Here is a 12,667-nt window from a genome sequence, read left to right as displayed (position 1 = left end):
GCTGTGGCGCCGTGCGGTCCGTGCGGCGCCACACTTGTGTGCGGGGCACGACGGCGGGCTCTGTCACCGGAAGAGGATGTCCCAGTGGTCGCTCTCGTCGTAGAACGTGGTGCCGGAGTCTGACTTGTAGATCCGGGCGCCGTCGCTCCGCACCCCGGCCTTTTCATGATTTTTCGTGATGTGCCGGTCGATGCAGGCGTTGTGGGAGATGTCGAGCTTGTAGCCGTTCCCGTGGCTGAAGTGGCCTGAGGCGTGGCCCCGCTCGGTGCCGCCGGTCACCATGATCGGGCAGCCGCTCTCGCGCTTCAGCTGGATCACCTTGGCGATGGTCCCGGTCCGCACCCGGTCGAGCGACGTGCAGTGGTGCCTGTGCTTGCTGGTGCAGTTGCCGGTCGACCGCGTCCGCAGCCCGGCGCTGTCCAGCCAGCCCTTGGCGGTCGCGTGCGACATGTGCACGGCGGCCGTACGCGGCAGGACCCGCGTCAGATCGACCTGAGCGCGCCTGTGGGCGACGTGGGACCGCGTACGGGGCATCTTGGCCACTCCGGTGCGTACGTGGCGCTTGGCCGCCTTCGTGGCCGAGGACCGCGTCCTGGCCTTCTCGGCGCGGGCCACGTCCTTGCGCGGGCGAACCAGCGCGTCGGCGGCCGGCCGGTGCTCGAACGCCGCCCATGACCGGTCCGGGAGGGCCAGGTCCAGGTCGTCCCAGCCCGCGTGCGCGCCGTCAGCGTCCGTCCAGTCGTCCGTCCGGTCCACATGTGCCTGGTCGGTACGGGGCCCGTCCAGGAGTGGCGGGTCCGTACGAGAGTCCATGAATGGCGAGTCCGTACGATGCCTGTTCAGACGCGGCACGTCCGTACGGGATCCCTCCAGGAGAGAGTGCGTACGGGCCGTGGGCCGGCGGGCGCCGAGCCTGGGCCAGCCACGCCTGGCATCGAGCTTGTCCCGGCCGAGTGCGAACCGATCGAGGACCCAGGCGTCGGCCTGGTGCGGCCCCACCTCGTACGGGTCGGCGAAGACGGCGGCCACCGCAGGGGCGTCCTCCCATGTGTGCTGCCCGGCCTCGTACAAGCTGCCCTGGACCGGTGACCCTTCGGGGTGGGTGGCGGCGGAGGCGGCCGAGGCCAGCGCGATTATGGTGATCTCAATGCCCAGGAACGCGACCACGATCAGCCGCACAGTTCCACGTATCCACATGTCGATGCCTTTTCGCGGAAATAGCCCTTCCGCCTGAAACGACAATCCCACCTTTCACAGGAGATAACTCATCCCGCGAGGGCAACTTTGCCTTGTGGCGGTGATCACCGTGCGGCTGCATGACCTAACCTCGCTCGACGACGTAAAGTGACGGACGTGTCCGAAGCCCGAAACCGCGGAGCGGAGAGCACCCGAGAGGTCATCGTCGAGACGGCGTTGCGACTGTTCAGGGAGCGCGGCTTCGACGCGACCACGATGCGTGCCATCGCCGCCGAGGCGGGGGTTTCCGTGGGTAACGCCTACTACTACTTCGACAGCAAGGAAGCGTTGATCCAGGCGTACTACGATCGCGCCCAGGCCGAGCACGAGGCGGCCTGCCGGGACTTCCTGGCCACGGAGCAGGCGTTCGCGGCCAGGTTGAGCGGGGTGTTGCGCGAGTGGGTGCGTGTCTCGGAGCCGTACCACGAGTTCGCGGTGAAGTTCTTCAAGCACGCGGCCGAGCCGACCAACCCGCTCAGCCCGTTCAGCAAGCACTCCTCGCCGGCGCGTGAGGCGTCCATCGCCATCTACCGGCAGGTCGTCGAGGGCTCGCGCGACCGGATGAACGCCGAGCTGCGCGAGGAGCTGCCCGAGCTGCTCTGGCTGCTGTCGATGGGCATGGTGCTGTTCTGGGTGCACGACACCTCGCCGGGGTGCGAGCGCACCTACCGCCTGATCGACGTGACGGTGCCGCTGGTGGACCGGCTGGTCGGGCTGTCGCACCTGCCGGGCCTGCGCGGGATCACGAAGGACTTCATCGCGGCGGTTCACGAGCTGCGCGCCTAGAGCGGGCCGCGCCTGGAGCGGGTCGTGCGCCTGGAGTGCATACCGGTCGGTTGGTAGGTTTGGTCTCCGACGATCTGGAGGCCGGGCATGACGCAGAGCTGGGGCATGACGATCCCCTTCTACGACCGTTCGCTGAGCAATTCGCAGGATCTGATCGCCCAGTTGCCGCAACTCGGCTACACCGACGCGTGGTCGGCCGAGGTCAGCGGCGTCGACGGCTTCGTGCCGCTGGCCCTGGCCGCGCAGTGGGCGCCGGGCCTGCGGCTGGGCAGCGCCATCGTGCCGGTCTCGACGCGCGGTCCCGGCCTGCTCGCCATGTCGGCGGCGACGCTGGCCGATCTGGCGCCGGGACGGTTCACGCTCGGCATCGGCGCCTCCTCGCCGGCGATCGTCGAGCGCTGGAACGCCGGCACGTTCGCCAAGCCCTACGCGCGCACCCGTGACACGCTGCGCTTCCTCAAGCGGGCCCTGGCCGGGGAGAAGGTCTCGGAGAAGTACGAGACGTTCGAGATCAGGGGCTTCAAGCTGGAACGGGCGCCGAAGACGCCGCCGAAGATCGTGCTGGCGGCGCTGCGGCCCAGGATGTTGCGCCTGGCCGCCGAGGAGGCCGACGGCGCCATCACGAACTGGCTCTCGCCCGCCGACGTGCGCAAGGTGCGCGCGGAGATCGGCCCCGGCACCGAGCTGATCGCGCGCCTGTTCGTCTGCGTGGACGAGGACACCGAACGCGTGCGCGCGACCGCCAGATGGATGCTGGCCAGTTACCTGACCGTCCCGGTGTACGCCGCCTTCCACGACTGGCTCGGCCGGGGCGAGGTGCTGCGCCCGATGCACGAGGCGTGGGCGGCGGGAGACCGGCAGGCGGCGCTCAAGGCCATCCCCGACGAGGTGGTCGACTCCCTCGTCGTCCACGGCGACGCCGCCACCTGCCGGGCCAGGATCAGGGAATACATGGCGAACGGCCTCGACACCCCCGTGCTCGCCCCCATCCCGGGCGGCGACGTGCCCATCGACCAGGCGGTGCGCGACCTGGCACCAGAGAGGTGAGCATGGAAGAGCTGCTCAGACTTGACGCGATCGGGCAGGCCGAGGCCGTCAGGCGGGGCGAGGTGTCGGCGCGTGAGCTGACGGAGGCCGCCATCGCGCGCATCGAGGCCGCCGACGGCGAGCTGAACGCGGTCGTCCACCGCCGCTTCGAACGCGCGCTGGCCGAGATCGACGCCATCCCCGCCGGGGCGCCGTTCCGCGGGGTGCCGATCCTGCTCAAGGACCTGGGCTGGCGGGAGGCGGGCGAGCCGTACAGCGCGGGCTCGGCGGTGCGCGACGGCGTCGAGGACGCCGGTGACGACCACGGCGTCGTACGGCTGCGCGAGGCCGGCTTCGTGCTGCTCGGGCGGACCAACACCCCGGAGTTCGGCAGCACGATCACCACGGAGCCCGTGGCGTTCGGGGCGACGCGGAACCCGTACGATCCGGCGTACTCGGCGGGCGGCTCCAGCGGCGGCTCGGCCGCGGCGGTGGCGGCCGGGATGGTCGCGCTGGCCACGGCGAGCGACGGCGGCGGGTCGATCCGCATCCCCGCCTCCATGTGCGGCCTGGTGGGGCTCAAGCCGGCGCGGGGCCGCGTCAGCCTGGGGCCGGCCCTGGGGGAGGGCTGGAGCGGGTTCTCCACCCCCGGCTTCGTCACCAGGACCGTCAGGGACGCCGCGGCGGCGCTCGACCTGATCTCCGGCTTCCAGCCGGGCGACCCGTACGCCGCTCCCGCCCTGCCCGGAAGGCTCGCCGACGAGGTGGGCCGCGAGCCGGGACGGCTGCGGATCGGGTTCCTCACCACGCACCCCAGGGGCGACGTGCCGCCGGTGCCCGAGCTGACCGAGGCCGTCACCGCGACCGCCGCGCTGCTGGAGTCGCTCGGCCACGACGTGGCCCCCGGCGGCCCTGAGGCGCTCGGTGAGCCCGCCTTCCCCCGCCACGTCGGCGCGGTCGTGGCCGGCAACCTGGCCGCCCACGTGGCCGGTCTGGGCGAGCTGCGCGGCAAGCCGGTGCGGCCGGAGGAGCTGGAGGTGCGCAACGCCGCCATGGCGCAGGCGGGACGCGAGCGCGCCGGCGCCGACCACATCCTGTCGCTGCAGTGGCTGGACGGCTTCCGCCGCCGCACGGCCGCCTGGTGGAGCGAGGGGCACGACCTGCTGGTGGTGCCGTCGCTGGGCGTGGCGCCGTTCCCGCTGGGCTGGATCCCGCGCGACGACCTCAGCACCGCCTTCGGCCGGACCACGCGGGCGGTGGCCTACACCTCGCCGTTCAACGCGACGGGCCAGCCGTCGGTGTCGCTGCCGCTGCACAGGACCGGCGCGGGGCTGCCGGTGGGGGTGCAGTTCGTGGCCGCCGCCGGCCGGGAGGACCTGCTGGTACGGGTGGCGGCGCAGATCGAGCAGGCCAGACCGTTCGAGCACGCGGCCCTTCCCTAGACAGGCCGGGCTTTTCGAGTACGTGGACAGGCCGGGCTGATCGGGCCTGCGCCACTTTCCCGGGGCAGGAACCCCTGGCCCTTTCGACGCGTTATGTCGTGAAGAGCCGGGGGTAGGGGGAAGCACATGATGGCGAAGGCAGCACGGGCGGCGGCGGCGTGGAAGACCTACCGCGAGGTGACCAAGCCCGGGTCGCCCAAACTGATGACCAGGGTCCGGGCCATCCCGCGGATGGTCGGCGCGGTGATGCGCGGCCAGTACACCGGCATGGGCAAGGGCAAGCTCGCCCTGATGGGCATGGGCGTGGTCTACCTCGTCTCACCGATCGACGTGATCCCCGACTTCCTCATGCTGATCGGGGTGGCCGACGACTTCGGCGTGTTCCTGTGGCTCATGGCCTCGCTGCTCGGTGAGAGCGGGCGTTATGTGCACCATGAGCACACGGTCGTCCAGGCCCCGGTAAAGGGACAGGTGGAGGGAAGCTAGATCTCCTCCATCCGCAGCCAGGCGCGTGACGGCAGCGGATGCCCGAACAGGCGGGCGGCGTTGCCGTAGGCGACCCTGGCGATGTCGGCGGGCGGCAGCGCGCCGAGGTTGCGGGCGACCGACTGCTGCGTGTCGGGCCAGGTGGAGTCGGAGTGGGGATAGCCGCTCTCCTGCAGCACGTGGTCGAGGCCGACGGCGAGCCGGACGCCCGACAGCGCGTGGTCGTCGAGCGTGCCGAAGAAGAAGTTGCGGCGCAGCACCTCGCTGGGCTTGAGCCCGCCCTCCCACTGCGCCTCGCCGGCGACCGGGTGGTCGAGGGCGTAGTCGGCGCGCTCGGCCAGCATCGGCAGCCAGCCCACGCCGCCCTCGACGATGAGGATGCGCAGCGACGGGAAGCGCAGCGGCAGCCCCGACCACAGCCAGTCGGCGCAGGCGAACATGGCGCTGGTCGGCATCAGCGTGGTGATGGCCTCGATGGGCGTGTCGGGCGAGGGCACGGGCGACCACGACGCGTCGCCGGTGTGCAGGCACACCACGGTGCCGGTCTCCTCGCAGGCGGCGAAGAACGGGTCCCAGTGGCCCGAGTGGATCGAGGGCAGCCGCAGCCGCGTGGGGAACTCGGGGAAGACCACGGCCTTGAAGCCCCTGGCGGCGTTGGCCCTGATCTCCTTGGCGGCCACGTCGGGGTCGGGCAGCCACGGGAGCTGCAGCCCGATGATCCGTTCGGGGTAGGTGCCCGCCCAGACCTCGATGTGCCAGTCGTTCCACGCCTTGACCAGGGCCAGGCCGAGCTCCTGGTCGCGGGTCCTGGCGAACGGCATGCCGGACTGCCCGGCCAGCATGCCGGGGAAGCAGAGCGCGGCCCAGATGCCCGCGGTCTCCATGTCCTGGATGCGGGCCTCGATGTCGTGGCATCCGGGACGCATGTGCTCGAACCGCACGGGGTCGAGGGTCCACTGCTCGCGGGGGAGCCCGGCGCCCACGTCGATGCCGGCGCACGGGTAGGTGGCGCCGCCGTAGCGCCAGACCTGGTGACCCGCCTCCGTCTCCACGACCTTGGGCGCGGCCTCGGCGTATTTCTCGGGCAGCCGGCCTTCGAACAGGTCGGGCGGCTCGATCAGGTGATCGTCAGCTGAGATGATCACATAGTCGCGCCGCCTGGGGTCAGGGTCGGGGAGCAGCGGCGTAGTCACGCACGTAACCGTACGACGGCCGGATAACGTCGAACAAGCTGCGACGTATCCGTTGGGTCTCCGAGAGGGTTGACCCGGGACCGCCGGGAGGGGGATGGCTGGCGATCCCGGGAGTGGGAAGGCCCGATCGCGCAGGACGGACCCGGTGGGCCACTACCCCTCCTTCGCCTGATCAGTCAGCAGATGGGCGCGAAGTTCGGCTATCGTGGCGGAGGATAGCTGGAGCTCCTGGCGTACGTACCGCTCGATCGAGCCGTGCCGCGCGGTGAGATCGGTGAGGAAATGCCGCATCGCCTCCGCCGGCGCGAGCCCGAAACCGGGCCACAGCGGCGCGCCCGGATGCCGTCTGGTCCAGTCGGCCACGAAGCGCTCGGTGGCCAGCCCGGTGAGCGCGTAGTCCGCCACGATGTCGCTCTCGCTCACCCCCGCCAGCGACAGCACCAGCGCGGCCAGCACGCCGGTGCGGTCCTTCCCGGCGGCGCAGTGGATGACCACGGGGGCGTTGTCGGAGCGCGCGATCGTCTCCAGCGCGATCCTGAGGTTCTGTACGCCGTCCTCGCTGATCTCCAGGTAGCGGTCGGCGAGGTAGCGGGCGACGCCGAGCTCCTCGTCGAACAGGTCCTTCTGCCAGCGGCGGCCCTCGATCGGCAGGTTCTGGTAGTGCTGTCCCTCGCTCTCGGGGACCCGTCCGGCCTTCTCGACCTCGTACGCGTGTCGCAGGTCGATGACGCTGCGTACGCGCAGCGCCCGGAAGGTCGTCAGGTCGTCTCCGTCCAGCCAGCCGAGCGAGTCGGCCCGGTAGAGCCGCTGCCACCTGACGGTGCGCCCGTCTTGGGTGGCATATCCACCTATGTCGCGGAAGTTGCAGAGATTGGTGAACTCAATGTGGCGGATCACCCTCCCCACATTAATTGGCGGCCGTGGGCGCGTTCGAGGCGACAGGTGCCTCCTGCCCCTCCTTCGCCTTCCGTTCGGCCACCTCGCGCCGGATGAGCAGGATCCAGCCCCCCACCGCGATCCCGATGAACAGCCACCACTGCAGGCCGTAGGCGAGGTTGAGCCCGCCGCCCGACCCGACGTCGGGCGCGGGCACCGGCGCGGGCGCCGCCCCCGCCTCGGGCTGCTGCTCGGTGAGCTCGACGTAGCCGTCCACGAGCCGGTACGGGAGCCCTTGGCCGATCTTCCCGGCGTTGATCAGCAGCACCTGGCCGGGCGGCAGCCCGGGCCGCTCCCTGATGCCGCTGGACTCCTCGGTCTCGCTCGGCCGTAGCCGTCCGGTTACAGTTACCTGCCCGGCCGGCGGAGCCGGCACCTCGGGCGCGGCGTCGGCGGTGGCGCCGGCCGGCACCCAGCCTCGGTTCACGATCACGGCCGTGCCCGGGCCGGTGACGAGCGGGGTCAGCACGTAGTAGCCGTTGCGGCCCTCCTGGGGGCGTCGGCGGACGACGAGAGCGTGGCCCTGGTCGTACGTGCCCGCGACCGTGACCTTCCTGAACCGGTCGTCCTCCTTGACCGGCCGCCCGAGCGCCGCCAGCCGCTCCAGCGGCACGGGCGCGGCCTCGATGTTGGCGGTGACCCGCTCGCTGTTGGCCGAGCGCTCCTCGAAGCGCCCGAACTGCCAGCGCCCGAGGAACACGAAGGCCGGGATGACCAGCAGCACCACCACGTGGAGCGCGAGCCATCTGGGCGTCAGCAGGAACCGGTACACGCCTCCAAGGTTAGGCACCGGGACCGGTGGTCCCGAACGCGACCTGCTCAGGCGCTCCTGCGGCCGGAACCCTCGCCGAGCACCGGCGTCACCTCGCGCGGTCCGCTCACCTCGTGGCCGTCGGCGCAGCGGAAGCGCAGCTCGATCGGCGCGCCGCAGTCGCGGTGGGTGAGCAGCACCGGCGGCCCCTCGTCGCCCGCGAGGTATTTGTCACCCCAGTGCATGAGCGCGACCAGCAGGGGATAGAGGTCACGGCCCTTCTGGGTGAGCCGGTATTCGTCGCGCTTGCGCTGACCGGGCTCGCGGTAGGGCTCCTTGCGCAGCAGGCCCTCGTCGACCAGCCGGGCCAGGCGCGCGCTGAGCACCTGGGGGGGGGCGCCGGTGAGTGACTGCATGTCGGCGAATCGTCGCACGCCGTTGAACGCCTCGCGCAGCACCAGGAACGTCCACTTCTCTCCGACGACGTCCAGAGTGCGCTCTATCGAGCAGTTGTCCGCCCGGAGACCCATAGGGATCGGCACGTTCATCACCGCAGTATACCTGAGTTCGATTGACAGACTCAGCTTCGCCGGGCAGGCTGGGTCTATGTGTGGAACCCAGATCCGCCCGGCCCGCCCCGACGACGAGGAGCGGATCAGGCGCTTCCTGGCGGGGCTGTCGCTGCACACGCAGACGCTCCGGTTCTTCACCGGCGTCGCCGTCCCCGCCGCCCCGCTGGTGCGGGCGCTGCTGGCGGTGGACGACCGCCGCGACGCGCTGGTCGCGACCACCGGCGAGGGGGAGATCGTCGGCCATGCCATGAGCTACCAGGGTGGCTGCGCCGACGTGGAGATCGCCGTGGTGGTGACCGACGCGTGGCAGGGGCGCGGGCTCGGCCCCGAGCTGATCGCCGCGCTGCTGCTGCGCGCCTCGGTGAAGGGCGCGAAGACCGTGGGCATGGACGTGCTGGGCGAGAACCGGCGCGTGCTCAGGCTCATCCGCAGACTGTGGCCGCGGGCCACGATGAAGGTGAGTTCGGGTTCGGTGGAAGTGACCGCTATGATCGATGAGGCGGGCCTATTTGCGGAACAAGGTTCTGGTAGCACACCATTGACAGTGTGAAGAGTGTCAAGAACGGACGCGACGGCCGTACGCGCATCATCGAGGGCGCACTCCGCCGTTTCAGTCAGGACGGCGTCTCCGCCACCACCCTGGCCAGTCTCCGTGAGGAAAGCGGCGTCAGCGTCGGCAGCTTCTACCACCACTTCGCCAGCAAAGAGCACGTCTTCGGGGTTCTCTACGCCGAGATCCTCGACGCCTACCAGCGCGAGTTCCTCGCCGAGCTGGTCCGCCACGACGACGCCCGCGCCGGCATCGAGGCCATCGTCGCCTTCCACATGCGCTGGGCGGGCGAGCACCCCGAGCGGGCCCGGCTGCTGATCAGCGAGCGCCCGCCGCGCAAGCAGGAGCCGGGCGGCGCCGAGGTGGCCGAGGCGCGGCGCGCGTTCTTCCGCCAGGTCTCCGACTGGTGGCGGCCGCACATGAAGAACGGCCATCTCCAGCCCGTCCACGCGACCATGTGCTACGTGCTGTGGCTGGGCCCCTCGCAGGAGATGTGCCGCCTGTGGTTCGCCGGCGCCCACACCCCCACCGACGAGGAGATCAAGGGCCTGGGCGAGGCCGCCTGGCAGAGCCTGCGCCAGCGCGGGGAGCAATGATCTGAGCACCGTCTGTGGTGTTATTGTCCAAATGTGAGACGACCTCGGGCGCTGGTACTGCCCACCTTGCCGGAGAGCGCGCTCGCCCGACTGGGCGAGATCGCCGACCTGACCGAGGCTCCCGCACGACCGAACCTCGGTTACACCGACGAGCAGCTGGCCGATCTGGTCATCGAGACCGGAGCCACCGTGCTCATCACCGACGGCGACCAGGTGCGCACGTCGGTGCTCGGGCTGCACCTGGACGTCGTGGCCACCATGGGGCCGCCCGCGAGCGTGGATCTGGACCTGGCCGCCGAGCGCGGCGTGACCGTCCTGCACGCGCCCGCCCGCGATCCCGAGGCGGTGGCCGAGCTGACGCTGGCCCTGTTGTTCGCCGTCAGCAGGAACATCGTCATGGCCGACAGGGAGGTGCGGCGCGGCCGGGTCTACCAGGGCCGGGTCCCGCCCGCGCAGCGCCACAGGGGCCGCCGGCTGAGCGGCAGGACCATCGGCATCGTGGGCCTCGGCCGCGTCGGCCGGGCCCTGAGCTGGCGCTGTGAGGGGCTGGGCATGCGGGTGATCGTCTGCGACCCGTTCGTGCCCGAGGCCACCCACTCGCTGCCGGCGCTGCTGGAGGAGGCCGACGTGGTGTCGCTGCACGTGCCGCTCACGGCCGAGACGAGGGGCTTCTTCGGCTACCCCGAGTTCGGCGCGATGCGACAGGGCGCGGTCTACCTCAACACCTCACGCGGGGCGCTGCACGACCTGAAGGCGCTGGTCGACGCGCTGCGCTGGGGCCGGGTGGGCGGTGCCGGGCTCGACCACTTCGAAGGGGAGTGGCTCGACCGGGCCCATCCGCTGACCCGGCTGCCGAACGTGGTGCTGACGCCCCGGCTGGGCGACGCCACGGGCGAGAGCCGGGAGGAGCTGGCCGGGACCCTGGTGGAGGACATCGCCCGGCTGCTGCGCGGGGAGGAGCCCGCGCACGCGTACGCGCCGGCGACCGCGTAGGGCCCTCAGAGCGTCGGGCCGCCGCGAAAGGGCGGCCGGGAGATGGCGGGTCAGGCGGGCTGGCGCAGGCGTGTGGCCACGTGCCAGCTCGCCCGGTCGAGGGAGATGTCCAGCCGCAGATCGCCCCGCTGCCTGCGCAGGCCGGGGACGCGGAGCCGGTCGTGCACGTCGAACCTGCCCCGATGCGGATAGCCGAAGCCCAGCTCGCCGGGCAGCACCCGAAGGTCGTCGCGGTTGCCGCAGCGCGGGCACGTCCAGGAGACGAGGTCCATGCCCCGGTTGTAGTCGGAGCAGGCGTTGAAGTATTCGTCAGGACCGAAGCGGGACTCGCAGGCCAGGCACGGGATCAGCATGGGGCGCGCTCCTCGGGGTGACGTGCTGACACCGACAGTGATATCGCGCGCGGCTTGTCCCCCGCTTGCAGAACGCTTGGGTCCTTAAGTAACAGTATGGGCACTGTCGGTATCGGATCATGCGGAAGATTTCACGGTGAAAGGATGGCCTTGTGGAACGACTGCGCCATCACCTCCTCGAAACCGGCTACTCGATCGACGGCGTACGCGAGCGCCTGGGCGCCATGGCCGCCTCAGCCCTGGCCAGGGAGGAGCTGACCCCGGCCCTGCGCGCGACCGCGGCCGGCGACCCGCTGGCCACCCTGATCCGGCTCTGGTGGCTCGGCGTGCCCGTGCCGGCCAAGAGCGTGCCGCCGGAGGTGCTGGATTCGGGCCTGGTCACGGCCGACGGTGACCAGGTCGTCGCCACCGTCCACCTGCAGCCCTGGGAGACCGGCGGCTACCTCGTCTCCGACAGGAAAGTACGCCCAGGCGACCCCGCGCTGCGGCCCGACCACGTGGTGGGGGCGGGCGGGGCCTCGGCCAACCTGGCCCAGTTGGTCACCCGCCGCCCCGTGGGCCGCGCGCTCGACCTCGGCACCGGCTGCGGCGTGCAGGTGCTGCACCTGGCCGGCCGGGCCGAGCACGTCGTGGCCACCGACCTCAACCCGCGGGCCCTGGAGCTGGCCCGGCTGAGCTGGGAGCTGTCCGGGGTCGAGGGCGTCGAGACGCGGGCCGGGTCGCGGTTCGAGCCGGTCGAGGGCGAGCTGTTCGACCTGGTCGTGAGCAATCCTCCGTTCGTCATCGCCCCGGCTCGCGAGGGCAGGCTGACCTACCGCGAGTCGGGCGGCGACGGCGACGACTTCTGCCGCGACCTCGTCCGCGAGACGCCCCGCCACCTCAACCCGGGCGGTCAGGCCCATTTCCTGGCCAACTGGCTGCACGTGGAGGGAGAAGACTGGCGCGACCGCGTCGGCGGCTGGCTGAGCGAGAGCGGGTGCGACGCCTGGGTGGTCGAGCGCGATGTTCAGGACCCGGCCGAATACGTCGAGCTGTGGCTCAAGGACGCGGCCGAGCAGGGCACCAGGCGCTACGCGGAGCACTACGACCGGTGGCTGGCCTGGTTCGAGGAGCGCGGGGTGGAGGGCGTCGGGTTCGGCTGGATCACCATGCGCAACTCCGGCACGCTCGACCCGGTCGTCCGGGTGGAGCACCTCTCCCACCAGGTCGCGCTCCCGGTCGGAGACTACGTCGACTCCGTCATCGACTCCATCGCCGCCGCGCACCGGGCCGACGACCTCGACGGCGCGCTGCTGCGTACCGCCGAAGGGCTGCTCGACGAGCGGGTCGGGCTGCCGGGCGCCGAGGACCCGATCCGCATCGTGCTGCGCCAGACCCAGGGGCTGCGCCGCAGCAGGGAGGTCGGCACGGTGGAGGCCGCGCTGGCCGGCGTGTGCGACGGCGAGCTGGCGCTCGGACCCCTGCTCAACGTGATCGCCGAGCTGGTCGGCGACGGAGAGATCGCCAACTCCGACGCGATCAGGCCGCTCATCGCCGAGGGCTACTTCCTGCTCTGATCCGAGGGTTTATCCGCCGTTGATTGGATGTCAACTTCCAGGGTGGAGGCTCTGAGCCAGGACACGGACCTGGGGGGTTCGAGGGCCGTGTCGGGTCCGGCCGGCCGTCTTAAGTGAGGCGGCTGGTCACTACGCGGAGCATCCGGACAACCGGGCCCCCTAGCGACGCGTGGTGGCCTATGAGATGGCCG

At 71.2% G+C, this 12,667-nt stretch carries 14 protein-coding genes; 8 read left to right on the top strand and 6 right to left on the bottom strand.

Annotation, left to right across the window (positions count from 1 at the left end; all coding sequences use genetic code 11):
• Nucleotides 1-63 precede the first annotated feature (63 nt).
• On the bottom strand, nucleotides 64-1,179 hold the full coding sequence (locus ABFX54_RS04670; RefSeq protein ID WP_346101642.1) for a hypothetical protein: 1,116 nt from the start codon (nucleotides 1,177-1,179) through the stop codon (nucleotides 64-66).
• Between the two features lie 174 nt (nucleotides 1,180-1,353).
• On the opposite strand from ABFX54_RS04670, the gene ABFX54_RS04665 reads away from it, so the two are divergent.
• From ABFX54_RS04665 to ABFX54_RS04650, 4 genes are all read left to right on the top strand, one after another.
• Complete coding sequence (locus ABFX54_RS04665; protein WP_346101640.1) at nucleotides 1,354-2,022, top strand: TetR/AcrR family transcriptional regulator; 669 nt, start codon at nucleotides 1,354-1,356, stop codon at nucleotides 2,020-2,022.
• An 87-nt stretch (nucleotides 2,023-2,109) separates the two neighbouring features.
• Nucleotides 2,110-3,069, top strand: a complete 960-nt coding sequence (locus tag ABFX54_RS04660; RefSeq protein ID WP_346101638.1) for an LLM class F420-dependent oxidoreductase — start codon at nucleotides 2,110-2,112, stop codon at nucleotides 3,067-3,069.
• A 2-nt stretch (nucleotides 3,070-3,071) separates the two neighbouring features.
• Nucleotides 3,072-4,490 (top strand): amidase, encoded by a 1,419-nt coding sequence (locus ABFX54_RS04655; protein WP_346101637.1) that lies wholly within the window; start codon nucleotides 3,072-3,074, stop codon nucleotides 4,488-4,490.
• Between the two features lie 126 nt (nucleotides 4,491-4,616).
• Nucleotides 4,617-4,976, top strand: a complete 360-nt coding sequence (locus ABFX54_RS04650; protein ID WP_346101636.1) for a YkvA family protein — start codon at nucleotides 4,617-4,619, stop codon at nucleotides 4,974-4,976.
• Here ABFX54_RS04650 and ABFX54_RS04645 read toward each other — a convergent pair.
• The 4 genes from ABFX54_RS04645 to ABFX54_RS04630 form a co-directional block, all read right to left on the bottom strand.
• The gene (locus ABFX54_RS04645; RefSeq protein ID WP_346101635.1) at nucleotides 4,973-6,169 is read right to left on the bottom strand and encodes an amidohydrolase family protein; all 1,197 of its coding nucleotides are present in this window, start codon (nucleotides 6,167-6,169) and stop codon (nucleotides 4,973-4,975) included. The genes ABFX54_RS04650 and ABFX54_RS04645 overlap by 4 nt on opposite strands.
• Before the next feature lie 153 nt (nucleotides 6,170-6,322).
• Nucleotides 6,323-7,066 (bottom strand): tyrosine-protein phosphatase, encoded by a 744-nt coding sequence (locus ABFX54_RS04640; protein WP_346101634.1) that lies wholly within the window; start codon nucleotides 7,064-7,066, stop codon nucleotides 6,323-6,325.
• 10 nt (nucleotides 7,067-7,076) lie between these two features.
• Complete coding sequence (locus tag ABFX54_RS04635; RefSeq protein ID WP_346101633.1) at nucleotides 7,077-7,877, bottom strand: SURF1 family cytochrome oxidase biogenesis protein; 801 nt, start codon at nucleotides 7,875-7,877, stop codon at nucleotides 7,077-7,079.
• Between the two features lie 47 nt (nucleotides 7,878-7,924).
• Entirely contained in the window at nucleotides 7,925-8,404 is a 480-nt protein-coding gene (locus ABFX54_RS04630) for a winged helix-turn-helix transcriptional regulator (protein WP_346101632.1), read from the bottom strand.
• Nucleotides 8,405-8,462: 58 nt separating this feature from the next.
• Here ABFX54_RS04630 and ABFX54_RS04625 point away from each other — a divergent pair, with 58 nt between their 5' ends.
• From ABFX54_RS04625 to ABFX54_RS04615, 3 genes are read left to right on the top strand one after another with little or no spacing between them, the layout of a single operon-like run.
• A complete protein-coding gene (locus ABFX54_RS04625) occupies nucleotides 8,463-8,978 on the top strand; it encodes a GNAT family N-acetyltransferase (protein WP_346101631.1) in 516 nt (171 codons plus the stop codon).
• On the top strand, nucleotides 8,975-9,574 hold the full coding sequence (locus ABFX54_RS04620; protein WP_346101630.1) for a TetR/AcrR family transcriptional regulator: 600 nt from the start codon (nucleotides 8,975-8,977) through the stop codon (nucleotides 9,572-9,574). Before ABFX54_RS04625 ends, ABFX54_RS04620 begins: the two co-directional genes overlap by 4 nt.
• Nucleotides 9,575-9,607: 33 nt before the next feature.
• The gene (locus ABFX54_RS04615; protein ID WP_346101629.1) at nucleotides 9,608-10,567 is read left to right on the top strand and encodes an NAD(P)-dependent oxidoreductase; all 960 of its coding nucleotides are present in this window, start codon (nucleotides 9,608-9,610) and stop codon (nucleotides 10,565-10,567) included.
• 50 nt (nucleotides 10,568-10,617) lie between these two features.
• Here ABFX54_RS04615 and ABFX54_RS04610 read toward each other — a convergent pair whose 3' ends face one another.
• On the bottom strand, nucleotides 10,618-10,920 hold the full coding sequence (locus tag ABFX54_RS04610; RefSeq protein ID WP_346101628.1) for a hypothetical protein: 303 nt from the start codon (nucleotides 10,918-10,920) through the stop codon (nucleotides 10,618-10,620).
• Between the two features lie 152 nt (nucleotides 10,921-11,072).
• Between ABFX54_RS04610 and ABFX54_RS04605 the strand changes: the two genes are divergently transcribed.
• Nucleotides 11,073-12,476: a DUF7059 domain-containing protein gene (locus ABFX54_RS04605; RefSeq protein WP_346101627.1), complete on the top strand. Its 1,404-nt coding sequence runs from the start codon at nucleotides 11,073-11,075 to the stop codon at nucleotides 12,474-12,476.
• Nucleotides 12,477-12,667 lie beyond the last annotated feature (191 nt).

Source organism: Nonomuraea maheshkhaliensis (genome assembly GCF_039529435.1).
Taxonomy (GTDB): domain Bacteria; phylum Actinomycetota; class Actinomycetes; order Streptosporangiales; family Streptosporangiaceae; genus Nonomuraea; species Nonomuraea maheshkhaliensis.
The sequence above is the reverse complement of the archived record's forward strand: the minus strand, read 5'-3'. Positions and strand labels throughout refer to the sequence as shown.